This window comes from Xanthomonas sp. LMG 12461 (assembly GCF_009192935.1).
Classification (GTDB): Bacteria; Pseudomonadota; Gammaproteobacteria; order Xanthomonadales; family Xanthomonadaceae; genus Xanthomonas_A; species Xanthomonas_A sontii.
Window position 1 is genome coordinate 79,181 of the sequence record NZ_NQYT01000043.1, and the last position, 24,213, is coordinate 103,393.

Annotated in this window: 22 protein-coding genes; 4 read left to right on the forward strand and 18 right to left on the reverse strand. The window is 70.4% G+C overall.

What is annotated here, in order from left to right; translation table 11 throughout:
* Positions 1–7 precede the first annotated feature (7 nt).
* Positions 8–1,363, forward strand: a complete 1,356-nt coding sequence (locus CEK68_RS12185; protein WP_198526533.1) for an aminotransferase class III-fold pyridoxal phosphate-dependent enzyme — start codon at positions 8–10, stop codon at positions 1,361–1,363.
* Positions 1,364–1,428: 65 nt separating this feature from the next.
* On the opposite strand, the gene CEK68_RS12190 is transcribed toward CEK68_RS12185, so the two are convergent.
* Complete coding sequence (locus CEK68_RS12190) at positions 1,429–2,667, reverse strand: beta-ketoacyl-[acyl-carrier-protein] synthase family protein (protein ID WP_152239534.1); 1,239 nt, start codon at positions 2,665–2,667, stop codon at positions 1,429–1,431.
* Positions 2,668–2,673: 6 nt separating this feature from the next.
* Complete coding sequence (locus CEK68_RS12195; protein WP_010342598.1) at positions 2,674–2,949, reverse strand: acyl carrier protein; 276 nt, start codon at positions 2,947–2,949, stop codon at positions 2,674–2,676.
* 112 nt (positions 2,950–3,061) lie between these two features.
* On the opposite strand from CEK68_RS12195, the gene CEK68_RS12200 reads away from it, so the two are divergent.
* Both CEK68_RS12200 and CEK68_RS12205 read left to right on the forward strand, forming a co-directional pair.
* Positions 3,062–4,129: a GNAT family N-acetyltransferase gene (locus CEK68_RS12200; RefSeq protein WP_152239535.1), complete on the forward strand. Its 1,068-nt coding sequence runs from the start codon at positions 3,062–3,064 to the stop codon at positions 4,127–4,129.
* A 1-nt stretch (position 4,130) separates the two neighbouring features.
* A complete protein-coding gene (locus CEK68_RS12205) occupies positions 4,131–5,012 on the forward strand; it encodes an arginase family protein (protein WP_152239536.1) in 882 nt (293 codons plus the stop codon).
* A gap of 183 nt (positions 5,013–5,195) precedes the next feature.
* Here the strand turns inward: CEK68_RS12205 and CEK68_RS12210 are convergent, their stop codons facing one another.
* The 16 genes from CEK68_RS12210 to ptsP form a co-directional block, all read right to left on the reverse strand.
* Positions 5,196–5,687, reverse strand: a complete 492-nt coding sequence (locus CEK68_RS12210; protein WP_152239537.1) for a hypothetical protein — start codon at positions 5,685–5,687, stop codon at positions 5,196–5,198.
* A gap of 23 nt (positions 5,688–5,710) precedes the next feature.
* On the reverse strand, positions 5,711–6,475 hold the full coding sequence (locus CEK68_RS12215; protein WP_226977865.1) for a hypothetical protein: 765 nt from the start codon (positions 6,473–6,475) through the stop codon (positions 5,711–5,713).
* Positions 6,476–6,567: 92 nt separating this feature from the next.
* Positions 6,568–7,815 carry a DegT/DnrJ/EryC1/StrS family aminotransferase gene (locus CEK68_RS12220; protein ID WP_152239538.1) on the reverse strand — a complete coding sequence of 416 codons (1,248 nt, stop codon included), beginning with the start codon at positions 7,813–7,815 and terminating at the stop codon, positions 6,568–6,570.
* Positions 7,805–8,203: a DMT family transporter gene (locus CEK68_RS12225; protein ID WP_010342594.1), complete on the reverse strand. Its 399-nt coding sequence runs from the start codon at positions 8,201–8,203 to the stop codon at positions 7,805–7,807. Before CEK68_RS12225 ends, CEK68_RS12220 begins: the two co-directional genes overlap by 11 nt.
* On the reverse strand, positions 8,200–8,562 hold the full coding sequence (locus tag CEK68_RS12230; protein WP_017914162.1) for an EamA family transporter: 363 nt from the start codon (positions 8,560–8,562) through the stop codon (positions 8,200–8,202). Before CEK68_RS12230 ends, CEK68_RS12225 begins: the two co-directional genes overlap by 4 nt.
* Positions 8,562–9,389 (reverse strand): alpha/beta fold hydrolase, encoded by an 828-nt coding sequence (locus tag CEK68_RS12235; protein WP_017910935.1) that lies wholly within the window; start codon positions 9,387–9,389, stop codon positions 8,562–8,564. Before CEK68_RS12235 ends, CEK68_RS12230 begins: the two co-directional genes overlap by 1 nt.
* A gap of 92 nt (positions 9,390–9,481) precedes the next feature.
* Positions 9,482–10,381 carry an HlyD family efflux transporter periplasmic adaptor subunit gene (locus CEK68_RS12240; RefSeq protein WP_148828404.1) on the reverse strand — a complete coding sequence of 300 codons (900 nt, stop codon included), beginning with the start codon at positions 10,379–10,381 and terminating at the stop codon, positions 9,482–9,484.
* Entirely contained in the window at positions 10,378–11,142 is a 765-nt protein-coding gene (locus CEK68_RS12245; protein WP_017912707.1) for an ABC transporter ATP-binding protein, read from the reverse strand. The genes CEK68_RS12240 and CEK68_RS12245 overlap by 4 nt, the downstream gene beginning before the upstream one ends.
* Positions 11,139–12,272 (reverse strand): ABC transporter permease, encoded by a 1,134-nt coding sequence (locus CEK68_RS12250; RefSeq protein WP_017910964.1) that lies wholly within the window; start codon positions 12,270–12,272, stop codon positions 11,139–11,141. Before CEK68_RS12250 ends, CEK68_RS12245 begins: the two co-directional genes overlap by 4 nt.
* Positions 12,272–13,702 (reverse strand): efflux transporter outer membrane subunit, encoded by a 1,431-nt coding sequence (locus tag CEK68_RS12255; RefSeq protein WP_152181109.1) that lies wholly within the window; start codon positions 13,700–13,702, stop codon positions 12,272–12,274. The genes CEK68_RS12250 and CEK68_RS12255 overlap by 1 nt, the downstream gene beginning before the upstream one ends.
* Positions 13,699–15,123 carry a sensor histidine kinase gene (locus CEK68_RS12260; protein WP_152181110.1) on the reverse strand — a complete coding sequence of 475 codons (1,425 nt, stop codon included), beginning with the start codon at positions 15,121–15,123 and terminating at the stop codon, positions 13,699–13,701. Before CEK68_RS12260 ends, CEK68_RS12255 begins: the two co-directional genes overlap by 4 nt.
* Positions 15,120–15,827: a response regulator transcription factor gene (locus CEK68_RS12265; protein WP_017912289.1), complete on the reverse strand. Its 708-nt coding sequence runs from the start codon at positions 15,825–15,827 to the stop codon at positions 15,120–15,122. The genes CEK68_RS12260 and CEK68_RS12265 overlap by 4 nt, the downstream gene beginning before the upstream one ends.
* Positions 15,828–16,421: 594 nt before the next feature.
* A complete protein-coding gene (locus tag CEK68_RS12270; protein WP_152239539.1) occupies positions 16,422–17,690 on the reverse strand; it encodes a carbohydrate porin in 1,269 nt (422 codons plus the stop codon).
* A 92-nt stretch (positions 17,691–17,782) separates the two neighbouring features.
* Positions 17,783–19,507 (reverse strand): fructose-specific PTS transporter subunit EIIC, encoded by a 1,725-nt coding sequence (locus CEK68_RS12275; RefSeq protein ID WP_152239540.1) that lies wholly within the window; start codon positions 19,505–19,507, stop codon positions 17,783–17,785.
* A gap of 55 nt (positions 19,508–19,562) precedes the next feature.
* Positions 19,563–20,516: a 1-phosphofructokinase gene (gene pfkB / locus CEK68_RS12280; protein WP_152239541.1), complete on the reverse strand. Its 954-nt coding sequence runs from the start codon at positions 20,514–20,516 to the stop codon at positions 19,563–19,565.
* Positions 20,513–23,023: a phosphoenolpyruvate--protein phosphotransferase gene (gene ptsP, locus CEK68_RS12285; RefSeq protein ID WP_152239542.1), complete on the reverse strand. Its 2,511-nt coding sequence runs from the start codon at positions 23,021–23,023 to the stop codon at positions 20,513–20,515. Before ptsP ends, pfkB begins: the two co-directional genes overlap by 4 nt.
* A gap of 161 nt (positions 23,024–23,184) precedes the next feature.
* Between ptsP and CEK68_RS12290 the strand changes: the two genes are divergently transcribed.
* A complete protein-coding gene (locus CEK68_RS12290) occupies positions 23,185–24,165 on the forward strand; it encodes a LacI family DNA-binding transcriptional regulator (RefSeq protein ID WP_017912608.1) in 981 nt (326 codons plus the stop codon).
* Positions 24,166–24,213: the final 48 nt, after the last annotated feature.

Genomic DNA, 24,213 nt, shown 5'->3' on the forward strand with positions numbered 1-24,213 from the left:
TGCGCAGATGCTGGCCGACGAGTCCCAGTACTGCTCCTACGGCGACACCGTGCATTACAGCGAGCCGCCGCGCATCTTCGGCCGCTGCGACGGCAGCTACCTGTACGACACCGAAGAGGTGCCGTACCTGGACCTGCAGATGTGGTACTCGGCGGTCAACTTCGGCTACGCCAATCCGCGCCTGAACCAGGCGCTGACCCGCCAGATCGAGACCCTGCCGCAGGTCGCCAGCCAGTACCTGCACCCGACCAAGATCGAGCTGGCCAAGACCATCGCGGTCGACGCCGAGCGCAAGTGGGGCCGCAAGGGCCGCGTGCACTTCAACGTTGGCGGCGCGCAGTCGGTGGAAGACTCGCTGAAGCTGGTGCGCAACGCCAGCGCCGGCAAGAGCCTGGTGTTCGCCTTTGAAGGCGGCTACCACGGCCGTACCCTCGGCGCCTCGGCGATCACCTCGTCGTACCGCTACCGCCGCCGCTTCGGTCATTTCGACCGCGCCCAGTTCATCGAATTCCCGTACCACTTCCGCGGCCCCAAGGGCATGTCCAAGGAAGAGTACGGCGAGCAGTGCGTGGCCAAGTTCGAGCGCCTGTTCGAGACCGAGTACAACGGCGTGTGGGATCCCAAGGCCGGGCAGTGCGAGTACGCGGCGTTCTACGTCGAGCCGATCCAGGGCACCGGCGGCTACGTGATCCCGCCGCCGAACTTCTTCACCGGCCTGAAGCGGGTGCTGGACAAGTACGGCATCCTGATGGTGGTGGACGAAATTCAGATGGGCTTCTTCCGCACCGGCAAGCTGTGGGCGATCGAGCATTTCGGCGTGACCCCGGACGTGCTGGTGTTCGGCAAGGCGCTGACCAACGGCCTGAACCCGCTGGCCGGCATCTGGGCGCGCGAGGAACTGATCAACCCGACCGTGTTCCCGCCGGGTTCGACCCACTCCACCTTCGCCTCCAACCCGCTGGGCACCGCGGTCGGCCTGGAGACCATGCGCATGCTGGCCGAGACCGACTACGAGTCGATGGTGATGGCCAAGGGCGCGCACTTCCTGGACGGCCTGCGCGACCTGCAGAAGCGTCACCCGGAAATCGGCGACGTCGACGGCCTGGGCCTGGCCCTGCGTGCGGAAATCTGCCAGGCGGACGGCTTCACGCCGAACCGCAAGCTGCTCGACACCATGGTCGACATGGGCCTGGAAGGCGAACTGCGCCACAACGGCAAGCGCATCGGCCTGATTCTGGACGTGGGCGGTTACTACAAGAACGTGATCACGCTGGCGCCGTCGCTGCACATCAGCCACGAAGAGATCGACCTGGGCCTGTCCTTGCTGGACCAGTTGCTGACCCGCGCCAAGCAGGTCGCATGAGCCGGGCGGGAGACGACGCGCGCGGTTCGCGTTGCCTCCCGCCGTTGTTTGTGGCGGCGGGCGCTTCAGCCCGCCGCGCGCAGCGCGATCACCGCATTGAGTCCGCCGAAGGCGAAGGAATTGCTCAGCACCGCCTGCACGTTGCGGGCGCGCGCCTGGTTGGGCACGTAGTCCAGATCGCATTCGGGATCGGCATCGAGGAAGTTGGCCGTGGGCGGGACCACCTGCTCGCGCAGCGCGCCGATCGCCGCCACCAGTTCCAGCGCGCCGGCCGCACCGAGCGCGTGGCCGTGCACCGCCTTGGTCGAGCTGACCGCCAGCGCCTCGGCGTGCGCACCGAACACCTGACGCAGCGCCCTGGTCTCGCAACGGTCGTTGGCCTGCGTGCCGGTGCCGTGGGCGTTGATGTAGTCGATCTGTTCCGGCGCCAGGCCGGCATCCTGCAGCGCCAGGCGCATCGCCGTGGCGGCGCCGTCGACGCTGGGCGCGACGATGTCGCCGGCATCGGAACTCATGCCGAATCCCGCCAGCTCCGCCAGCGGCAGCGCGCCGCGGGCGGCCGCGTGCTCGGCGCTTTCCAGCACGAACATCCCGGCGCCTTCGCCCAGCACCAGGCCGCTGCGCTGCGCGCAGAACGGCCGGCAGGTGTCGTCGCTGACCACCCGCATCGCTTCCCAGGCGCGGATCAGCGCCAGGCTCAGGCAGGCTTCGCTGCCGCCGGCGATGGCTACGTCGGCCAGGCCATGGCGGACCATCAGCGCGGCCTGGGCGAAGGCGTGATTCGCCGAGGCGCAGGCGCTGGAGACGGCGAAGGCCGGGCCGCGCAGGCCGAAGGCGATGCTGATCTGGCTGGCCGGCGCGTTGGCCATGCTGCGCACGATGGTCAGCGGATGCAGGCGTTCGGCCTGGTCGCGGTACAGCCGGCGCGATTGTTCGTCGCGGCTGAGTTCGGCGCCGACGCCGGTGCCGACCACTACCGCGCAGCGCGCGCCGAGCGCGGCATCGCCGTGCGGCAGCCCGGCCTGGGCGATCGCCTCGCGGGCGGCGACCAGCGCCATCTGGGTCATGCGGTCGAGCTGGCCGGGGGCGATGCCGCCGGTCTGCGTGGCATCCGGAGCGAACCCTTGCAGGGTCGCGGCCACGCGCATCTTCAACGTGCTGAGCGGATCGGGCGAGGGCAGGGCGGCGATGCCGCTGCGGCCCTCGCGCATCGCGCTCCACAGCGCCTCGGCGCCCAGGCCGAGCGCGCTGACCGCGCCCATGCCGGTGACCACGACGCGCCGCGCGTGCGGGGAGGCGCCCATGGCGCGTCAGTGCGCCGGTTGCGCCGCGCCGGCCGCCGCCTTGGCCGCCAGCGCGTCCTCGACCGCCTGCACCAGCTTGCCGAGCGAACCGTCGTCCAGGTTCGGGTCGCGCTGCGGGAAGGTGATGTCGAAGTGTTCTTCGATGTCGAACAGGATTTCGATGGCCTCGAGCGAATCCACGCCCAGGTCCTGCAGCTTGGCATCCGGGGTCAGGCGCGCCGGGTCGATCTCGCCATGCTTGGCGACGATGCTGTGGATTTGCGACTCGATGGACGGGGTCATGGCAGTGCTCCGCGAAATGAAGGGCCACCGTGCGGCGCCCGCCGCCGGTGGATCGCACGCTGCGGCCTGGGCCGCAGCATCCATTCTCCACGCTAGACGATCAATCTTGCAGATGCCTTTCGTCAACCAACTCGAGCCGCAGGCCTTGCAGCGGCAGTTCCTGCAGCACCCGCCGTCCGGTTTCCTGATCCAGCCCCTGGAGCACGGGGTGCCGGCCTTCGAGGCCGATTTCGACCTGCTCACCACCGCCGAACCCGAGCTGCGCGCGAAGGTGGCGCGGCTGCCGCTGCAGCGCCTGTGGCAGCGCCTGCTGCGGCCGCGCACCAGCTTCGTCGGCAGCACCGTCAGCGAGTACGCCTGGCTGCCGCGCGCGGCCGACCCGGCGCAGTTGCCGCGGCAGTGGCGCGCGCAACTGGGCCGGCGCCGCGCGCTGATGATCGTCAAGGACGTGCCGCAGCGTTCGCCGTTGCTGGATGAGGCCGACAACGCCTGGGCGCAGGCGTTCCTGGACGCCTGCGAGCGCAACGGCTACGTGCTGCTGCGCGGGCAGGCGCTGGCCTGGGTGCCGATCGACTTCGCCTCCACGGACGAATACCTGGCGCGGCTTTCGCGCGGGCGCCGGCGCAACATCCGCCGCAAGCTGCGCTCGCGTGCCGATCTGGAGATCGAGGTGCTGCCGACCGGCCCGGCCTTCGCCGACCCGGCGCTGCGCGCGCACTGCTATGCGCTGTACCAGGAGGTGTACGCGCAGAGCGAGATCCATTTCGACCTGCTCACCGAGCCGTTCTTCGACGCGCTGCTGACCGACGCCGACTCGGGCGGGCAGGTATTCGTGTACCGGCACCAGGGCCGCATCATCGGCTGGAACCTGTGCTACGTGCACGAGGGCCGGCTGCTCGACAAGTACATCGGGCTGCACTACCCGGATGCGCGCGACCACAACCTGTACGCGCTGAGTTGGATCGAGAACCTCGACTATGCCTGCCGCCACGGCCTCACCGCCTACGTCGCCGGCTGGACCGATCCGGAGGTGAAGGCCCAGCTCGGCGCCAGCTTCACCTACACCTGGCATGCGGTGTACCTGCGCAATCCGCTGCTGCGCGCCGTGCTGCGGCGGCTGCGGCCGCTGTTCGAATCCGACGACGTCGGGCCGGCGGCCGATACTGCCGAGGAGGACTGAGATGCGTACCCCGGTCCTGCTCGATCTCGACGCCTCGCTGGGCGCAGTGCCCGACGCCGTGCGCCTGCCATTGCGCGACTGGTGCGATGGTCTGCGCTTCGCCTGCTCGATGGCGCGGCTGCGCCGCTTCGGCGCGGCGCTGGAGCAGGCGCTGCCAGCGCAGTACGGCACCGTGCTGCTGGGCAGCGGCGATTTCCATCACCTGAGCCTGCCGTTGATCGTGCGCCTGGCGCAGCGTGCGCAGGCGCCGTTGCGGGTGGTGGTGTTCGACAACCATCCGGACAACATGCGCTTCCCGTTCGGCGTGCACTGCGGTTCCTGGGTACGACGCATCGCCGCGCTGCCGCAGGTGGTGCAGGTCGAGGTGGCCGGCATCACCTCCGGCGACGTCGGCCCTGGCCATGCCTGGGAAAACCATCTGTTGCCGCTGTACCGCGGCAAGTTGCGCTACTGGTGCAGCGGCGTGGACGTGGGGTGGGCGCGGCGATTGGGCCTGGGCCGGGCGGTGCGCGGCTTCGACAGCGTGAGCGAGCTGAGCGACGCCTTCGTCGAGCACCTGCGGCGCACGCCGATGCCGACCTACCTGTCGCTGGACAAGGACGTGCTGGATCCGCAGGACGTGCGCACCAACTGGGATCAGGGCCAGTTGCGCGTGCCGCAGTTGCTGCAGGCGATCGAGGCGCTGCGCGGGCAGGTGTGCGGCAGCGACATCACCGGCGAGGTCTCGCTGGCCCATTACCCGCAATGGTGGAAGCGAAAACTGGCGGCGCTGGATGCGCAACCCGAACCCTCGCCGGCGGATCTGGCGGCCTGGCAGGCGCAGCAGCACGCCTTGAACCTGCGGCTGCTGGCGGCGCTGGACGCGGCCAGCGTATCTAAATGATTGATTGAGGTGCGCGCGCTGCTTTGGATCAAGGTGGTTCGAATCTGCTCGAAGCGCCTATCAAAAGGCGCTGCTGTATAAGAGGGTTGCCAAAACGCCGGGGCGACATATTCGTCGGCCCCGACATGTCAATTCGATGTGCTTTGCTATGAAGCCGTTTTGCATGCCAAACCTCTGGGTGGATTAACTTGTTTGCTCTGGGGGGCCTACGTCGACAACTGGCATTTTTCCCCCGCAGCTTCCATAGCAGCCGCCTCCAATTAGGATGCCGCCACCGCTACCACTGCCTACATTGCCGCCGCCGCCACCACCGCCACTATTATTCGAAGCTTGATCTTGCAGCTCCTTGGCCACTTCCTTTGCGGTTTTGCCACACGGCTTTTCAATGTAGACAATATTTCGCCCTGAGTACATCAGCATTTTGAATGTGTAGGCGACATAGCCTTTGTAGGAGTTGTTTACCCATGTGCCTTCGCCGAGAACTTTTGATGCAGATGCATCGAGTTTCGACATAAAGGCGGCATTTGCTGGGTTGGAGTAGTCGCTGAACTTTGGTAGGTCGCCTAGCGTTACCGAAATCGGTGGCAATGGGGGTATGGGGAGCTCGGAACATGCCAGTGCTACACCCATGATCCCACTAAAAGATAGCAGTGCAATTCCATATTTCTTTTGCATAAAATTAATTCCTTTTTGTGGATTTACTGTGCGCCAATGGGGCGCTTGTCTAATTTGGGATCTATCCCATATTTCGACTTGTATATATTGTTGATCGCGTCATTTATTCGCAATGCTTCCGACTCTCCTAATGTCCTTTGTTGGGTCGATAATGGTTTTGTAATCATTGCGTCTCTGGTGATTCCGGCGCGGGTATCTCCTCGCATTTCTAAAACGCGGGACAAAGCATAGGCTGCAACTGGATCTCCATTGGATGCTCCGCCTTGATAGGAGGCAAGCATATTTAGGGCAAAAAGATTTCCTTCTGCGCCTGCGTCTATGAGGCGTTGCTGCGCCTGTTGATCGGTTGGCAATAAGCGCGCATCCAATATTGCCTTCGCTGCCATGTCTCCGGCGTCTGCTGCTTCTTTCAAAAGAGCTTCCGGGGCTGTCATATAGGCCTCCCATTGTTTTTCATTGGGGTAGCCGTGGCGATCCAGCCAAGCCTGCTCGGCTTTGCTTTCTGCAAGAAATGGATCGTTCTCGAAGCTCATTCCTCTTCGCGTTTGCGGTACTTCGGGGAACGGGTGCCTTATGGATTTTTTTGCAGGTCTCGATGGCCCGCTTTTTTCTTCTTCTTTTCCAGTTGCTGAAATTTCGGGATTTAATGATTTTTCGCTGGATTCAGTGGAGTTCGTAAGCTGTGCCTGACTGAGCGAATTTTCATTGTTTTCTTTCTTTTGAAAGAAAAATATTGCAACAATGCTGGCGAATGCCACAGTGGCGGTTAGCCAAATAGTCCTTTTCATTTTTGCTCCAGATAATTCTTTAAATTCAGGGGTCTACATTAACTTCAGCGCGTTTTTTTATAATAATTTTACGCGTCTCTTAGCCGTGTAGATTATCCGCAGACACCAGCAAGCGCAATATCCACGGGTGCTAGTTTCTGACAGGAAACGGCGCAGGCCGCCTGCAGCGTGGCGACGATGGTCTCGAAGCGCGCCTCGTCCAGCCAGGGGCTGTTGCTGATGCTCAGGCAGCGCGCGGCGAAGTCGCTGGCGTTGGGCATCGGCGTGCGCTCGACGATGCCGTCCAGGTAGTCGTAGTCGGGCAGGGCGTGCACGAACGGCACGGCCACCCCGAGTCCGCGCGGCCACAGCGCGTCCAGCACCGATTCGCGTGCGGCCGCATCGGGCAGCAGCACCATCAGGATCGGCCAGCTGCCCTGGGCGCCGGCGGTATCGGCGATCACGCTCAGGCCGGGGACGCTGGCCAGGCGTGCGCTGCGGCGCCGGCCCTGCTCGCGGATCTGCGCAAGAAATGCCGGCCAGCGCGCGCTGGCGCGCACGCCGACGCTTTCGCGCCAGGCGCCGACCGCGTGCTGGGCGATGGCCGTGCCGAAGCGGTCGCCGGCCGCGCCGATGCGGTCGCCGCGACGCAGTGCGCGGCGCACCGGTGCGCCGTACGCCCAGCGCAGCGGCTGCGGCCGGTACAGCGCGGCGTAGCCGAGCAGTTCCAGGCTGCGCCTTAGTTCCCAGCGCCAGTCGCGCTGGCCCAGGCGCGCGGCGGTGTCGGCCAGGCTGCGCTGCAGCGGCGCATGCCGCGACATCAGCAGCCCGCCTTCGTACAGCGTGAGGCCCTTGCCGGCGGCCAGGCTGCAGAAGCCGATGTCGCCGCCCAGGCCGGCCGGGCGGCCGTCGGGGTGCACGCCGCCCAGCGCCTGCGCCGCGTCTTCGATCAGCAGCGCGCCGCAGCCTTCGGCGGCGCGGCGCAGCGGCGCCAGGTCGATCAGACGCCCGCCCAGATGGGTGGCGATGATGGCCAGGGTGTCGCTGCCGCAGCGCTGCGCCAGCTGCACCGGGTCCAGTTCCAGCGAGCCGGGCAGCAGATCGCACAGCACCAGTTGCAGGCCGCAGTGCGCCACCGCCAGCGCCACCAGCGGGCAGGTATAGGCCGATACCAGCACCTGCCGGCGCCGGTTGGCCGCGGTCAGGGTGCGCAGGGCCACGATCAGCGCGGCGGTGCCCGAGCAGGTCAGCAGGGCCTGCGGCAGGCCGAGCGCGCTGGCCAGGCGTTCGCGCGGCCGGCCTGGCCACAGGTCGCCCCACTGCAGCGGCAGGCCGGCGGTCGGTGGGATTTCAGTGCGCATCGGCGGGATCCGCGCGCTCGCCGATCGCCAGGCAGACGATGCCGCCGACGATCAGCGCCGCGCCCAGCGCCTGCAACAGGCCGATGTGTTCGTTGAACCACCAGGCCGACAGCAGCATCACGCTGACCACTTCCAGGTGCGAGGCGGCGAACGCCGGGCCGATCGGCGCGTGCTCGAGCAGCTTCATCCAGGTGAAGAACGCGCCGACGTAGCCCAGCAACGCGGCGTACAGCCATGGGCTGCCGAGCAGGCGCAGCACCCAGGCCAGTTCGGCCTGCGGCGGGAACGCGTGCGTGCCGGCCAGCTTGAAGCCGATCTGCGCCAGGGTGTCGAAGCTCAGCAGCAGGGCGAAGCCCACCGCATAGCGATGCAGCGACGGCCGGCTCATGAGCCCAGCCCCACCACCGCCACGCCGGCGCTGACCAGGCAGATGCCGGCCACCTGCATGCGCCCGAGGCGTTCGCCGAACAGCCAGCGCCCGGCCAGCATGATCGCCACGATGTTGATCGAACCCAGCAGCACGCCGCGGCCCAGCGGCACCAGCGACAGGAACGCGGTCCAGGCGAGGAATTCGAGCACGTAGCAGGCCACGCCGAACCACAGCTGCGGCTGCCGCGCCATGCGCTGCCAGCGCGCCATGCCGGTGCCCTGCGGGTGGCTGGCCACGTACTTGAAGGCCAATTGGCCGGCGGTGTCGAGCGCCACCGTCGCCAGCCAGATGCCCACTACCGAGCCGGTCATCGCCATCAGGCGGCGGCCTGCTGCGGCGCGCACAGGGCGGCGAAGAACTGCGCCAGGCGCGCGCCGAGCACGCGCCGTTCGCGGTCCAGGGTGATCATGTGATAGCTGTCGTGCAGCAGCAGCAGCTCCGTCGGCCCGGACACGTTGGCGATCACCAGCCGCGCATTGCGCAGGTCGGCGATGTCGTCCTCGGTCGCGTGCGCGACCAGGCATGGCGCGACGACCTTGGGCAGGTCGCGGCGCACCGCGCGCGCGAGCAGGTACATCTCGGCCAGGGCGTGCCAGGGGTTGCCGGGCAGGCCGGCGGCGCTGCTGTCGCCGCCGAGCATCGCGCTGCTGATTTGGGCGCGGATGCGCTCGTCGCGCAGGCCGTACGGCGGCTCTTCCAGGAACATGCGGCGCTTGCCGATGCCCAGGCGCTTGAACCAGGGCAGCAGGAACGCCAGCCGCGCGCGCTTGGGGATGTTCCAGCCGTCGTAGCGGAAGGTGGCGCCGAGCACGCCGACGCCGTCCACCCACTGCGGACGCTCCTGCGCCAGGCGCAGCGCCAGCACCGCGCCCATCGACAGCCCGGCCACGAACAGCCGGTCGACCTGTGGGCGCATGCGCGCGGCCGCCGCCTCGACGCTGGCGTACCAGTCGCGCCAGTTGGTGGCGAGCAGATCGTCCTCGTCGCCGCAGTGGCCGGCCAGCTGCACGCCATGGACGCTGAAGCCTTCGCGGTTCAGGCTCTTGCCGAGCAGACGCATTTCGCTGGGCGTGCCGGTCAGGCCGTGGATCAGCAGCACGCCATTGCGGCCGCCTTCGAAGTGGAACTCGGCAGATTGGATCATGTGAATGGGCGCGGCTGCGCAGTCTCGGCAATCCGTGCAGGGTCGCCGCTGCGCGTTTCAGCAGCCTTTCGCCGCCGCGGCGGCGTGCAAGCTCAATGCTTGGCTGCGGCCGGGTTGCGGAAGCGCACCAGCACGCGCTGGCCCAGGCGCAGGGTCGAGGGCTGGGTGAAGGCCAGCACGCAGGCCACGCTGCGGTCGTTGCCGGCGGGCGTGGCGTCGTCGTGCAACTGGGTCGGGCCGTAGGCCGGCGCCAGCCAACGCACCACCGCCTGGCCGAGCACGGTCTGGCGGCCGTCGTCGCTGATGACCTCGGCGGCCATGCCCGGGGTGACGCTGCCGGCATAGCTTTCGTTCAATTCGGCGCGGACCAGGCGCGGCGCGTCCGGCAGCAGGGTCAGCAGCGGCGCGTTGGCCTCGCTGCGCGCGCCGACCGCGGCCGACAGCTGCAGGACGCGGCCGGCGACCGGCGCCTGCAGCCGGTACTGCGCGCGCTGCAACTCTGCCGCCCGCACCTGCGCGTCGGCCAGGGCCGCGTCGCTGCGTGCGGTGTCCAGCGCGTCGGCCAGGCTCTGTACCGCGTCGCTGGCATCGTCGGCGGTCTGCCCGTCGCCGGCGCCCAGGCGCGCAGCCTCGGCCAGCCGCCGCTGCTTTTGCTGGGCGCTTTGCAGGCGCTGCTGCAGTTGTTTCAGGTGGGTCGCCGCGGCCTGCGCGCGGGTACGGGCGATGTCCAGCTCGACCGCGGCGGCGCGGTCGTCGCCGGCGACCAGCACGGCGCCTTTCTGCACCGCGTCGCCCTCGTGCACCGGCACCTCGCGCAGGGTCGCGGCGACCGGCAGGCCGAGCTTGAGCACGCCGCCTTCCACATCGATGCGGCCGCGCGCCACCGCCAGGTAGGCCGGGGTGGCGGCCGGCGCCGGGGCCGGCGTGCGGTCCGAGGGCGCGCATGCGGCCAGCAGCAGGCTCAGCAGGGGCGCGGCGGCGAACGCTTTCATGGTGCGGGATTCCGTGAGGGCAGGGGCGAGGGCGGCGCGTTGACGCGGCGGTCGTCGAGGATGCGGCCGTCCTCCATCGACAGCACGCGGTCGGCATGGCGGATCAGGCGCGGGTCGTGGCTCACGCACAGCACCATGGTGTTGTGGCGGCGCGCGATGCGGTGCAGCAGGTCGATCACGATCTGGCCGTTGCCGGCGTCCAGCGCGCTGGTGGGTTCGTCGGCGAACAGCAGTGCCGGGTGCTTGGCCAGCGCGCGGGCGATCGCCACGCGCTGCTTCTCGCCGCCGGACAGCTCGGCCGGGCGCAGGTGCTGGCGGTGGGCGATGCCGACCTCGGCCAGCGCCTCCTCTGCACGGCTGCGCACTTCGGCCGGGGCCAGGCCCATGTACTGCAGTGGCAGCCGCACCTGGTCCAGCGCGCACAGCGCCGGGAACAGGTTGAAGCCTTGGAAGATGAAGCCGGTGTGGCGCAGGCGGAACTGCTCCAGCGCGGTGGCGCCGAGCGCACCCAGTTCCTCGCCCAGCGCCAGCACCTGGCCGGCGTCGGCGCGCTGCAGGCCGCTGAGGATCGACAGCAGGGTGCTCTTGCCGCAGCCCGACGGGCCGGAGATCAGGGTCAGCTCGCCCGGCCACACCTGCAGTTCCACGTCGCGCAGCACCGGCGTGCGCAGGCTGCCGGAGACGAAGCTCTTGCACAGTCCGCTGCCGCTGAGGGTGGCGGCGGCCGGATGCAGCGCGGCGGGGGCGACGATGCGGCTCATCGCAGCAGCAACGCCGGATCGGCGCGGCGCAGCCCGCGCAGCGCGGCCAGGGCCGAGACCACGGTCAGCAGCATCACCGCACACACGCACAGGCCCCAGCCGCTGGCGTTGAACGCCACCGGCACGTCGTGCGCACGGGCCAGCGCGACCAGCGCCGCGCCCAGCGCACTGGCACCGATCAGGCCCAGCGCACCGACCCAGGCGGCCTGTTCCAGCACCACCCAGCGCAGGTTGCGCATGCTCACGCCCAGCGCGTTGAGCGTGGCGTACTCGCGCGCGGCGCCGAGCACGGTGCCGAGCAGGGTCTGGCTGGTGATGGCCACGCCGACCAGCAGCACGATGCCGCCGAGGAACAGCACGCCGGAGCCGGCGCCGGTGTCGAACATCCAGAACAGGATGCTGCGGCGGGCGAAATCGTCGGCGCTCCAGGCTTCCACGCGCGGCCGCGTGACCGCGCTGTCGATCGCCTGCGCCACCGCCTGCGGGTCGGCGCCGGGGCGCAGCCTGGCCACCATGTAGGTCGGCCAGTCCGGATGCGCAGTGTCGCTGTTGAGCGCGCGCGCGGTGTCCAGCGAGGCGAGCACGTTGACCCCGCCGAGCGCGCGCAGGCCGCGGCCGACCCCGATCACCCGCACGCGATGACCATTGATGCGCGCGCTGCTGCCGACGCCGACGCCGAGCTTGTCCAGTTCCGCGCGGTCCACCACCACGGTGTCCGGTTCGCGCAGCGCCGCGCGCAGGGCGGGGCTGAGCAGACGGGAGAACATCAGCCCGCCGTCGCGGGTGTCGATGCCGGAGATGTAGACCGACACCGCGCCGGTGTCGCCGGGGCCGCGCCAGTCGCCGTCGAACCAGATGAACGGCTCGACCTGCGCCACCCGCGGGTCCAGGTACAGCGGCGCGGCCGCGTCCGGATCGATGGCGCGGCCCTGGTCCACGCTCTGCGTGCCGGGATAGCCCAGCCACAGGTCGGCATCGGAGCCGGACACATAGACGCTGGCGCTGCCGAAGATGCCCAGCACCAGCGCGGTCTGCAGCAGCAGCAACAGGCTGGCGAAGCCCACCGACACCACCACCGGCAGGAAGCGGCGCCACTCGTAGCGCAGGGTCTGGCGGGCCAGCGCGACCATCAGGGTTGCGCGCCTTCGTGGTTGCTGACGGCGCCTGTGCCGGGGATCGGCGCAGTGGCGCTGCCCAGTGCGGTGTGCAGGGCGACGTAGGCCAGGTCGCGCTGGCGCTGCGCTTCCAGCAGTTCCAGGGCGGCCTGGTCGCGCGCGGCCTGCTGCGTGGCCACGTCCAGGTCGCTGCCCAGGCCCAGCCGCCGGCGCTGCTGCGCGACCTCGCTGGCCTGCTGCTGTGCCTGCAGCACCTGCTGCTGGGTCTCGACGTTGCGCCGCTGCTGTTCCAGTGCGGTCAGCGCGTCCTCGACCTCGTTGACTGCCTCCAGCACGGTCTGGCGGTAGGCCAGGGTGGCCGCTTCCAGCAGGTCGCCGCGCGCCTTGGCCTTGGCATGGCGGATGCCCCAGTCGAACAGCGGAATGTCGATCACCGGGCCGAACGAGGCGATACCGTGGGTGGCGGTGCGGCGATGGCTCAGCAGGGTGGTCGACCAGCGGATCGAACCGCCCAGGCCGATGCTGCCGTACTGATCGGCGCGGGCCAGATCCAGCGCGCCGGCCGCGCTCAGCACCTCGGCTTCGCGCGTGGCGATGTCCGGGCGCCGGCGCAGCAGGTCGGCCGGGACGCTGTCGACCGCGGCGATCTGCAACGCCGTCGGCGCGGCGCTGGCCGCGGCCGTGCTCCATGCCGGGTCGGGCGTGTCGCGGCCCAGCAGCACCGCCAGGCGCCGCGCGGCTGCGGCGGCGGCATCGCGCGGCTCGTCCAGGGCGGTTTGCGCCTGCAGTGCGGCGGCCTGCGCCTGCGCCGCGGAAGCCGGCGTGGCCAGATGCAGGTCGACCAGCGTCGCCTGCAGGGTCGCCTGGCGCTGGCGGGCGGCGACGACATCCTGCTGCAGCCGCTCGGCCTGCTGCGCGTGGCGCAGGTCGATCCAGTTGCGGGTCACCTCGGCGATGGTCGCCGCGCGTACCTGCGCCAGGTCGGCCTGGGCATTGTCCAGATCGCCGCGGGCCATGCGCCGGGTCGCCTCGCCGCGGCCGAACAGCGGCAACTCCCATTCCGAGTCGAGCCCGACCACCAGGAACGAGGCGCTGGCGTCGGGGTCGATCGGGTCGAGGGTGCGCGCACGCAGCTGCGGGCGTTGCGATGCGCCGGCCACGGTATCCAGGCGCCGCGCCGCGCGCAGCTTGGCCAGTGCCTGGCCGACGTTGAGGTCGTCGCGCAGCGCCTGCGCGACCAGCGCGTCGAGCTGCGGATCGTGGAAGTCCTGCCACCAGGCCGTGCCGGGTGGGCGCGGGACCGCGGCCTGCGGCGTCGGGCTGCTCCATCGCGCGGGCAGCGATTGTTGCGGCAGGTCCGGCAACGGCGTGCTGGCGCAGCCGGCCAGGGCCAGTGCGGCGGCCAGCGCCAGCACGCTGGCCGGGCGGATCCGGCTCCGGCTCATGCCTGCGGCTCCGCGCCGGCCGGCAGGTCCAGCTCCGCACGCAGGCCCCCCAGCGCCGAGCGCCGGTAGCGCAGCGTGGCGTGGTGGCGGGCGGCGATGTTGGCGACGATCGCCAGGCCCAGGCCGGTGCCGCCTTCGGGCGCGTCCGGGGCGCGGAAGAAGCGCTCGCCCAGGCGCGGCAGCAGGGCCTCGTCGATGCCGCTGCCGGCGTCGTCCACGGCCAGGCGCACGGACAGCGGATCGCGCCGCAGGCTGACCGTGACCACACGGCCGGCGGCGTGGCGGAACGCGTTGTCCAGCAGGTTGTCGAGCAGTTCGCGCAGCGCATAGGCGTCGGCGGCGACCCAGGCCGCAGCCGCGTCGTCGTCGCCGCCGTCGTAGCCCAGGTCCACGCCGGCGTGCAGGGCGTCGGGGATGCGCTCGGCCAGCGCCTGCGGCAGCCATTGCGCCAGATCCAGCGGCAGCAGCGGGCGGATGCTCTCGCGCGGGGCCTGGGTGCGGGTCAGCGCCAGCAGCTGGGTGGAGGTGCGGGTGGCGCGGTCGGTCAGCTGGCGGATGTGCTGCAGCGCCTGCGCGGTGTCTTCCGGGCGCTGGCTGGCCTGGGCGCGCTGCACGTGCATGCTCAGCCCGGCCAGCGGCGTGCGCAGTTGGTGCGCGGCGTCGGCGAGGAAGCGTTCCTGCAGCGCCATCATGTGCTTGAGGCGGCCGAGCAGGCCGTCGATGGCCTGGGTCAGCGGCACGATCTCCACCGGGATGTCGGGACCGGACACCGGGCTGAGGTCGCGCTGGCTGTCGTCGAGCCGCCGCACCGCCGGCTCCAGCATGCGCAGGCCGACCCGCACGCCATGCCAGACCAGCACCAGCAGCGAGCAGGTGAGCAGCAGTTCGGTCGGCAGCATCAATACCAGGATCTCGCGGGCGCGGCGGTGACGGTCGTCCAGGGTCTCGGCCACCGACACGGTGAGCCAGTCGCCCGGTTCCAGCGCCGAGGGCAGCAACAGGCTGGCCACACGCACCGGCACGCCGTTGTCCATGCGGTCGTCGTACAGCATCACCCGGCCGACTTCGGCCGGATCCGGATGCGCCGGAATCGGCTGGGTGCTGCCGCTGATCACCCCGTGGCGGCGGCTGTCGAGCTTGAAGAACACCCGGCCGTCGCTGCTGTACTCCAGCAGTTGCCGCGCCTGCAGGGTCAGCGGCATGCGCTCGCCGGGGTCGTTGACCGCATTGGCCAGGCCCTGCGTGTCCTCCTTCAGGTCCATGTCGTGGACGTGATTGGTGTACTTGAGCATCAGCAGGTAGAACAGCGCCGACACCACCAGCATCAGCAGCATGGTCGGAATCAGCAGGAACGCCAGCAGTCGCTGGCGCAGGCTGGGGTGGCGGTATGCCGGCGACTGCGCGGCCGCGGTCGCGCTCACTGCGGCAGCTGTGCGTGGTCGGCGGCCGGTGAGGCGGCGCGCGACTCCTCCAGCAGATAGCCCAGGCCGCGGATGGTCCGGATGCCGACGCCGGCGCCGTGCAGTTTGCGCCGCAGGCGGTGCATGGAGATGTCCAGGCCGTTGTCGGTGATTTCGTGCTGCCAGTCGCACAGCGCTTCGGTCAGCTGGCTGCGGCTGACCACGCGACCGCTGCGCAGCAGCAGGGTCTCCAGCAGCGCGAACTCGCGCGCGGTCAGGTCCAGCGGCTGGTCCTGCAGCCACACCCGGCGCCCGGCCAGGTTGATGCGCAGTTGCCCCAGCACCAGTTCCGGCACGCCGCCGCTGCTGCTGCGACGCAGGAGCGCGCGGGTGCGGGCGAGGAACTCGGACAGTTCGAAGGGCTTGATCAGGTAGTCGTCGGCGCCCTGGTCGAGCGCGTGGATGCGGTCTTCCACGGCATCGCGCGCCGTCACCACCAGCACCGGGATCTCGTCGCGGCGCGCGCGCAGGCGCTGCAGTACCTGTAGACCGTCGCGGCGCGGCAGGCCCAGGTCCAGTACCAGCAGTTGATAGCTTTCGCTACCGAGCGCGCGCTCGGCGGCGGCACCGTCGCCGACATGGTCCACTACGTGGCCGCACTCGGCGAGCGAGTCGCGCAATGCAACGGCAATGGACGTATCGTCTTCGGCGACCAGGATGCGCATGATGCGAAATGCTTGCAACGGGGATGTGGGAAAACCGTCGTAATCGGCGGCGGCGAAGTCACTACGTTCACATACGTCGATGTAGCTTCGATGGAGTGTGTATCCAGATTCTGCGATGCGGTGATGACCATTATCATCCATGACATCGCTGCGCGCTCGCCGGTCCTGACCCCGCCGGGTAGGAAAAACCCTATAGCCGGCCGCGGCATCCGCCGATCCTCACGCCCCCGGGTCCGCGGCATCATGAACGGGTCGGCAACGTCACCGCTCCCGCGCCAGGGAGACGGCTCGCACGGAATCGAACGGATCTCGATTCGCCGGCCACGTTTCGCTCCCGCAGGCGCCGACGGATCGGCGCAGCGCCACTGCGATCGGAATCGAAGGGAAGAAAACGCACGAGGCCCCGGCATGCCGGGGCCTCGTGCGTTCAACGTGCCGCTATCGAGAGTGAATCATGTCGGCATCTGCGCGGATGGGTCGGTCTGCACTGATGCTGTCAGCGTCAGACCGCGCGCCGCGTCTGCACGCAAACTTTCAGGCCGCAGTCCGCCCGCCTTTGCGAATCCCCAATCCCGACTCCCGAATCCCGGCCCCTCAGAGCGCCCAGTCCAGCCGCAACCCGGCCACCAAGGCATTGGGCAGGTCGCGGGTACGGGCCGGCTCGTTGAACTGGTCCGGGTGCACGATGTAGTGCAGGTTCGGGGCGATGCGCAGTTGCGGGGTCACCTGGATGCCGTAGCTCAGCTCCATCATGGTCTGGGACCGGTGCGGGGTGCCGCTGCCGCCGGCCGCGGCGCGGGCCAGGCGCAGGTCTTCCAGGGCGTCGTCGCTGTAGTGCTGCTGGGTGACGACGAAGGCGATGTTGTCCTGCGGGCGGCTGGCGAAGGTGCCGCGCTGGACCAGGCCCAACTCCAGGAAATGGTCTTCGATCAACTGCCCGGAGGTGCCCTTGAGCACCGAGCCGAACAGCACCAGCCCGCGATTGCTGTCCGGATCGGGGCGGGTGACCTGCTGTTCGAAGCGGAAGAACGCGCCGGAGCGGCCGTTGCGGGTGGCGTAGTCCAGCCCGCTCAGCCGCGCCGGATTGCCGTTGCGGTCGTTGAGCGGATCGCGGTAGTCCGAATTGTCCTGCCAGCCGCCGAGCTCGTACATCGTCGGCAGGCGCGCGCCGCTGGCCTGGGTGCTGTAGCCGATCGCATACGGCACGATCACCCCGGTGCGGTCGTTGGTGCTCCAGTTCAGGCCGTGCTGGCCGCGTTCGGCCTGGGTCGGGTTGACCTCGTAGGCGCCGACGTGGACATACACGTTCGGGGTCACCCAGGCCTTGGCGTGCGCGGCCCAGCTGGACACCGGCCAGTAGGTGAAGTTGCTGGTGCGGAACACGAAGGTCGGGTTGCCGCAGGCCGAGTTGCCCTGGAAGTAGCCGCACAGCTCCGAGCCCAGGAAGTGGATGTTGGCCACGCTGCGGCCGGCCTCCAGTTCCAGGCGGTCGTTGAACAGCTTCTGGTCGATGGTGAAGTTGGCCAGGCGCGTGCCCTGGCCGCCGTAGATTTCCTGCACCGAGGTGCTGTTGCCGATATTGCCGTTGGCCAGGTTGGTGCCATGGCGATTGATGCCGTAGACCTTCAGCGTGGCGCCGTTCCAGCCCATCAGCCGTTGCAGGTCAACGTCGGTGCCGAACATCAGCTGCCCGGCGTAGGCGCTGCCCTCATGCTTGCCGCCGTCCAGCGACACCGCGCCTTCGCCGGTGTAGGCGAGCTTGAGCTTGAAGGCGTCGCTGGCGTCCTGGGCATGGGCCAGCGGTGCGGCGAGCGCCAGCGCCAGGGTGGCCAGGGGCAGGGACGAGACGAGGGGACGGGACATGGCGGAACTCCTCAGCAGGGAAAGGCCGGCGCGCCGCCAGCGGCGACGGGGGGAGGGGCATCGCGTGGCGACGCGCCGGCGCATGGACGGGATCAGGCGAGAACCGGCTTCTTCAGCACCCGCAGCGCCACCGCGGTGACCACGGTGCCGGCGAGCAGCGCCACCAGGTACATGCCCAGGTGGCTGACCGCGTTGGGGATCGGCAGCACGAACACACCGCCGTGCGGCACCTTCAGCTCGGCGCCGGCGGCCATCGAGATGGCGCCGGCCAGCGCCGAGCCGAGCATCAGCGCGGGGATGGTGCGCAGCGGATCGCGTGCGGCGTACGGGATCGCGCCTTCGGTGACGAAGGCCAGGCCGAGCACGCCGGTGGCGGCGCTGCTGCCGCGCTCGTCCTGGGTGAAGCGGCTGCGGAACACCCAGGTGGCCAGGGCGATGCCCAGCGGCGGGGTCATGCCGGCGACCATCGCCGCGGCCATCGGCGTGTACACCTGGCTGGCGATCAGGCCGGTGGAGAAGGCATAGGCGGCCTTGTTGACCGGCCCGCCCATGTCGAAGGCCATCATCGCGCCCAGCAGCAGGCCCAGCAGCACCGCACTGCTGCCCTGCATGCCGCGCAGCCATTCGGTGAGCCAGGCCAGCAGTTCGGCCACCGGCTGGCCGACCACGTAGAGCATGGCCAGGCCGACCAGCAGGGTGCCCAGCACCGGCAGGATCAGCACCGGCTTCAGGCCCTCGAGCGTGCGCGGCAGCTTGATCGCCCGGTTCAGCGCGGCCACGCCGTAGCCGGCGATGAAGCCGGCCAGGATGCCGCCGATGAAGCCGGCGCCGAGGTTGGCCGCGACCATGCCGCCGATCATGCCGGGGGCGATGCCGGGGCGGTCGGCGATGGAGTAGGCGATGTAGCCGGCCAGGGCGGGCACCATCAGGGTGAAGCCGGCCTTGGCGCCGATCTGGAACAGCGACCAGGCCAGCGTGCCCTTGTGCGCGTCGTCGAAGGCGTAGATGCCGCCGAGCGCGAACGCCAGCGCGATCAGCAGGCCGCCGGCGGTGACGAAGGGCAGCATGAACGACACGCCGGTCATCAGGTGCTTGTACGGGCCGGCGGAGCGGCCGCCCTGGGCCTTGGCCGGGGCGCTGCCGCCGGTGCCGGCGGCGTGCACGCTGGCCTCGGCCAGGGCCTTGCGGATCAGTGCCGGGCCATCGTTGATCGCCGGCTTGGTGCCGCTCTTGAACAGGCGCTTGCCGCCGAAGCGGCCCAGATCGACCTCGCGGTCGGCGGCGATCAGCACCAGGTCCGCGGCGGCGATCTCCTCGGCGCTGAGCGCGTCCTGCGCGCCGACCGAGCCCTGGGTTTCCACCCGGATCTGGTGGCCCAGCGCCTTGGCCGCCTGCTGCAGGCCCTCGGCGGCCATGAAGGTGTGGGCGATGCCGGTGGGGCAGGAGGTGATGGCGACGATGCGCTTGCCGGCGCCCTCGGTGCCGCCGACAGCGGCCGCGCCGGCGGTGTCGGTGGCCGCGGTCAGCAGCGGCGCCAGCACCGCGCCGGCATCGGCCAGCACCGCGTCCAGGCTGCTGCGCTGCACGCTGCGGCCGGCGAAGCGGGCGGCATCGACGTCGCCGTCGCCGACCAGCAGCAGCGGCGCGGCGGCGGGGGCGGCGGCCAGGTCCAGCGGCGCGATCACGCCCTGCGGCGTGCGCACCTCGGCCTGCAGCGTCGCGTCCCGCAGCGTGGCGGCATGGCGCAGCGCTTCGGCGGCGAGGACGGCTTCGGTACTGCGATCGCCGGCGGCGATCACCACGAGGATCGGATTCATGCGGGCTCCCGATGAGCGCAAGAGGACGCGGCGCACGGCAGCGACGCGGCGGAAGTCATGCCAGGGTCTCCACGCGGACCGCGGTGGCCAGGTCGGCCAGGCGCTCGCGCGGCAGCCGGCGGGCGACGCCGCTGCCCAGGGTGGCCACGGCGAAGGCGGTGGCCTGGCGCGCGCAGGTGGCCAGGTCGGCGTCGGCACGCAAGGCCGCGACCAGGCCGGCGACCATCGCGTCGCCGGCGCCGACGCTGCTGCCGCCGGTCAGCTGCGGCGGCTGCGCCAGCAGCGCCTGCTCGCCGCGCACGAACAGCGCGCCATCGCTGCCCAGCGACACCACGACCAGGCCGATGCCGCGCGCCAGCAGCGCGCGCGCGGCGCCGAGCAGCTCGGCCGTGCTCGCCAGCGGTGCGCCGGCCCATTCCTCCAGCTCGTGGCGGTTGGGCTTGATCGCGAACGGCAGTTGCGCGCGCGGCGCATCCAGGGCGGCGTGCAGCGGCGCACCGCTGGTGTCCAGTAGCACCCGCGCACCGGCGGCGGCGGCCTGCGCCTGCAGGTGCCGCCAGGTGTCCTCGGCCAGGCCGGCCGGCAGGCTGCCGCAGAGCACCACCGGCAGGCCGGGGCGCAGCAGCTCGGTCAGGCGCGCGCCGACGGTATCGAGCTGGGCCTGGTCCAGGGCCAGGCCGGGCAGGTTGATATCGGTGGTGGCGCCGCTGTCGGCGGCGACCAGCTTGAGATTGCTGCGGGTGTCGCCGGGCACGCGCAGGCAACGGTCGTCGATGCCGCGTTCGGCGAACAGGGTTTCGAATACCGGCGCATTGCCGGCGCCGAGCACGCCGAGCGCGGCGCAGCGCAGGCCGGCATCGGCCAGGCAGGCGGCGACGTTGATGCCCTTGCCGCCGGCGATGGCATGGGCGCTGCGCGCACGGTGCACCTGGCCCGGTTGCAGCCGGTCGATCGCCACGGTCAGGTCGATCGCCGGATTCAGGGTGACGGTGACGGCATCGACGCTCATGCGCCGGCTCCGTCGAGCGCGCGCACCTCGGCCGCGCTTTCGCAGTCCAGCGCGCGCTGCGCCAGCGCCTGCAGCGCGTCCAGGCGGCTGCCGCGCAGGCGTGCCTTCACCGCGGGGATGTCGTTGGGCGTCATCGACAGCTCGTGCACGCCCAGGCCGGCCAGCAGGGCCGCGCCGAACGCATCGCCGGCCAGGCCGCCGCACACGCCGACCCAACGCCCGTGGCGCGCGGCGCCCTCGACGGTGGTGCGGATCAGGCGCAGCACCGCCGGGTGCAGGCTGTCGGCCTCGGCGGCCAGGTCCGGGTTCTGGCGGTCGATGGCCAGGGTGTACTGGGTCAGGTCGTTGGTGCCGATCGAGAAGAAGTCCGCGTGTTTCGCCAGCGCATCGGCCTGGATCGCCGCGGCCGGCACTTCGATCATGATGCCCAGTGGCACCTCCGGCGCCTGCAGCTCCGCGCGCAGGCGCTCGCATTCGGCGCGAAGCGTCAGCAGTTCCGCCGCCGAGGTGATCATCGGGAACATGATCGCCAGGCGCGCGCCGTCCTTGGCCGCGCGGTACAGCGCGCGCAGCTGCGGTTGCAGCAGGTCGGCGCGGCGCAGCAGCAGGCGCGCGCCGCGCACGCCCAGGAACGGGTTGTCCTCGCGCGGCAGGTTCAGGTGCGCGACCTGCTTGTCGCCGCCGATGTCCAGGGCGCGCACGATCAGCGCGCGGCCGTCCAGCGCCTGCGCCATCGCCGTGTAGGTGGCGTACTGCTCGTCCTCGCTGGGCGTGCTGCCGCGCTCCAGGAACAGGAATTCGGTGCGCATCAGGCCCACGCTCTCGGCGCCCTGCGCCAGTGCCGCGGCGACCTGCTCGGGCAGGTTGACGTTGGCGCCGATCTCCAGGCGATGGCCGTCCTCGGTCTGTGCCGGCTGGTTGCGCTGCTCGGCCTCGCGCGCGCGCAGTTGCTGCTGTTCCTCGATGTAGGCGCGGGCCGAGGCCAGGTCGGCCTCCGACGGCGCCAGATACAGGCGGCCGCTGCTGCCGTCGACGATGACGGTGGCGCCGTCCTCCAGGTCCAGCAGGTCGGCGCCGCCAGCGACCAGCGCCGGCAGGCCGAGGGTGCGCGAGAGGATCGCGGTGTGCGAGGTCGGTCCGCCCACGGCGGTGGCCAGGCCGAGCACGCGCGCGGTGTCGAGGTTGGCGGTGTCCGACGGCGACAGGTCGTGGGCGAGCAGGATGCACGGCGCGGCCGGCAATTGCGCCAGGCTGCCGCCGGCCAGGCTCGGATCCAGGTGCGCCAGCACCCGGCGGCCGACGTCGCGCAGGTCGCTGGCGCGTCCGGCCAGTACCGCATTGCCCAGCGCCGAGAGCTTGTTGGCCAGGCGTTCGACCGACTGCTGCCAGGACCAGGCGACACCGTGGCCCTCGACCATCAGTTGGCAGGCCAGGGTGATCAGGTCGGTGTCGTTGAGCAGTTCGGCCTGGGCGCGGAAGATCGCCGCATCGCCGGCGCCGAGGCGGCGCCGGGTGTCCTCTTCGATGGCCTGCAGTTGCGTGCGGGTGCGCTGCAGGGCGTCGTGCAGCAGGGCGCCGCCGTCGCTCAGCGGCACCGGCGTGTCCGCCACCGCCACGTCGTGGCCGGCCAGCTTGTGCACCACGCCGATCGCCAGGCCGGGGCTGGCGCCGATGCCGACGATGGCCGGCTGCGCCTGCGGCGGGGTCCAGCCGGCGACCGGCGCGGCGCGACGTTGCGCGGCGGCGTCGGCGTCGGCCTGCTCCTGCGCGGTCAGGCCGTCGATCACGCTGCGCAGCCGTGCCAGCGCCGCGGCGGCGTCCTGGCCTTCGGCCGAAATGGTCACGGTGTCGCCGGCGTGCAGGCCCAGTTGCAGCAGCGACACCAGGTTCTTGGCGTCGCCGACCTGGTCGCCGGCGCGCACCTGGATGCGGGCGGCGAAGCCGCGCGCGGTTTCCACCCAGCGCGTGGCCGGGCGCGCGTGCAGCCCGGTGGGGTAGCGCACGGTCCAGTCGAAGCGCTCGGCCAGGTCGCTGGCCGGGGCGGCGGGCGCGGTGGCGGCCGCATCCTCGCTCAGGGCGGCGACGATCGCCTGCGGGTCGTCGCTGGCGAACAGCGCCTCCAGCTTGGGCGGATCCTGGATCAGCCGGGTCAGGCGCCGCAGCACGGTGATGTGGGTGTCGGACTGGGCGGCGATGGCGACCACCAGGTGCGTGGTCTGGCCCGGGTTCCACTCCACGCCGTCGCGCAGCTGCAGCACCGCGATGCCGTCGCGGCGCACCAGGTGGCGGTCCTCGCCGGTGCAGTGCGGGATCGCCACGCCATGCCCCAGGAAGGTGTTGGCCAGCGCTTCGCGGCGCAGCATGCTGGCCTCGTAGGCCGGCGGCACGCAGCCGGCGGCGACCAGCAACTGCGCCGCCTGGGCGATTGCGTCGGCCTTGTCGCGGGCCTGGACATCGACCCGGACCAGGTCGCTGGAAACCAGGGGGGAGGCGGGCGTCTGGGACACGCGGAATCCTTGAGGGTGGGCGGCGAGTGGGCGCAGTGTGGGAACGTTCCCAGTGAATCGTCAATGTGCAGTGCACAATTCTTTCGTAAAAGCCTGGTGCTACTATCCGGTGTCGCCACACGACAGGGGGTCGACATGGAAAAGAAGCGGGAACGTTGCCAGTGAGCGTCAGCATCCACGACGTGGCGCGCGTCGCCGGCGTCTCGACCTCGACGGTGTCGCGGGCACTGGGCCACGGCCCGGTCAGCGAGGAGGTGCGGGCACGGGTGGAAGCGGCGGTGCGCGAGACCGGCTACCGTCCCAACCTGATGGCGCGGCGGCTCCGCTCGCAGCACTCCGGGGTGGTCGGCCTGATCGTCGCCGACATCCGCAATCCGTTCTTCACCGCGGCCATTCGCGCAGTCGAGGACGTGGCCTACCGCGCCGGCATGCGCGTGATCCTGTGCAATACCGACGAGGATCCGCAGCGCGAGGCGCTGTATCTGCAACTGATGCAGGAAGAGCGGGTCAGCGGGCTGATCTTCGCCCCCACCCGCACCACCCAGAGCCAACTGGGCAAGTTGACCTTCGATCATCCGGTGGTGCTGCTGGACCGCGCCGGCAAGAGCGGTACGCACGACAGCGTGGTGCTGGACAACGCCGCGGCGATGGCGGCGCTGGTCGATCATCTGGTCGGCCGCGGCGTGCGCCGCATCGGCGGCCTGTTCGGCAAGACCAGCAGCACTGCCGCCGAGCGTCGCGACGGCTATCTGGAGGCGATGCGCGGGCACGGGCTGACGCCGGACTACCGCGAGGTGGCACCGAGCGCGGAGGCGGCGATCGCCGAGGTCCAGGCCTGGCTGGCGCAGACGCCGCGACCGGACGCGCTGGTGGCCAGCAACAGCCTGCTGCTGATGGGCGCGCTGAAGGCCGCGCGCGCGGCCGGCCTGCGCATTCCGCAGGATCTGGCGCTGGCCGGGTTCGACAACGAGAGCTGGACCGATCTGGTCGAACCCGGCATCACCGTGATCGAACAGCCGGTGGAAGAGATGGGACGCACCGCGATGTCGCTGCTGCTGGAGCGGATGAACGCGCCGACGCAGCCGACCCGCAAGGTGGTGCTCAGTGGCCGCTGCATCGTGCGCGGGTCGAGCCTGCGCTGACCGTCGGCGTTCGGTGCGGTTGGGGAGGGGTGCCGCTGCGGCGACCGT

What these genes read in the sequence shown, in the direction of transcription:
- CEK68_RS12185 (WP_198526533.1), top strand. Translation starts at nt 8, where the DNA reads ATGCTGGCCGACGAGTCCCAGTACTGCTCCTACGGCGACACCGTGCAT.
- CEK68_RS12190 (WP_152239534.1), bottom strand. Translation starts at nt 2,667, where the DNA reads ATGGGCGCCTCCCCGCACGCGCGGCGCGTCGTGGTCACCGGCATGGGC.
- CEK68_RS12195 (WP_010342598.1), bottom strand. Translation starts at nt 2,949, where the DNA reads ATGACCCCGTCCATCGAGTCGCAAATCCACAGCATCGTCGCCAAGCAT.
- CEK68_RS12200 (WP_152239535.1), top strand. Translation starts at nt 3,062, where the DNA reads ATGCCTTTCGTCAACCAACTCGAGCCGCAGGCCTTGCAGCGGCAGTTC.
- CEK68_RS12205 (WP_152239536.1), top strand. Translation starts at nt 4,131, where the DNA reads ATGCGTACCCCGGTCCTGCTCGATCTCGACGCCTCGCTGGGCGCAGTG.
- CEK68_RS12210 (WP_152239537.1), bottom strand. Translation starts at nt 5,687, where the DNA reads ATGCAAAAGAAATATGGAATTGCACTGCTATCTTTTAGTGGGATCATG.
- CEK68_RS12215 (WP_226977865.1), bottom strand. Translation starts at nt 6,475, where the DNA reads ATGAAAAGGACTATTTGGCTAACCGCCACTGTGGCATTCGCCAGCATT.
- CEK68_RS12220 (WP_152239538.1), bottom strand. Translation starts at nt 7,815, where the DNA reads ATGCGCACTGAAATCCCACCGACCGCCGGCCTGCCGCTGCAGTGGGGC.
- CEK68_RS12225 (WP_010342594.1), bottom strand. Translation starts at nt 8,203, where the DNA reads ATGAGCCGGCCGTCGCTGCATCGCTATGCGGTGGGCTTCGCCCTGCTG.
- CEK68_RS12230 (WP_017914162.1), bottom strand. Translation starts at nt 8,562, where the DNA reads ATGGCGATGACCGGCTCGGTAGTGGGCATCTGGCTGGCGACGGTGGCG.
- CEK68_RS12235 (WP_017910935.1), bottom strand. Translation starts at nt 9,389, where the DNA reads ATGATCCAATCTGCCGAGTTCCACTTCGAAGGCGGCCGCAATGGCGTG.
- CEK68_RS12240 (WP_148828404.1), bottom strand. Translation starts at nt 10,381, where the DNA reads ATGAAAGCGTTCGCCGCCGCGCCCCTGCTGAGCCTGCTGCTGGCCGCA.
- CEK68_RS12245 (WP_017912707.1), bottom strand. Translation starts at nt 11,142, where the DNA reads ATGAGCCGCATCGTCGCCCCCGCCGCGCTGCATCCGGCCGCCGCCACC.
- CEK68_RS12250 (WP_017910964.1), bottom strand. Translation starts at nt 12,272, where the DNA reads ATGGTCGCGCTGGCCCGCCAGACCCTGCGCTACGAGTGGCGCCGCTTC.
- CEK68_RS12255 (WP_152181109.1), bottom strand. Translation starts at nt 13,702, where the DNA reads ATGAGCCGGAGCCGGATCCGCCCGGCCAGCGTGCTGGCGCTGGCCGCC.
- CEK68_RS12265 (WP_017912289.1), bottom strand. Translation starts at nt 15,827, where the DNA reads ATGCGCATCCTGGTCGCCGAAGACGATACGTCCATTGCCGTTGCATTG.
- CEK68_RS12270 (WP_152239539.1), bottom strand. Translation starts at nt 17,690, where the DNA reads ATGTCCCGTCCCCTCGTCTCGTCCCTGCCCCTGGCCACCCTGGCGCTG.
- CEK68_RS12275 (WP_152239540.1), bottom strand. Translation starts at nt 19,507, where the DNA reads ATGAATCCGATCCTCGTGGTGATCGCCGCCGGCGATCGCAGTACCGAA.
- pfkB (WP_152239541.1), bottom strand. Translation starts at nt 20,516, where the DNA reads ATGAGCGTCGATGCCGTCACCGTCACCCTGAATCCGGCGATCGACCTG.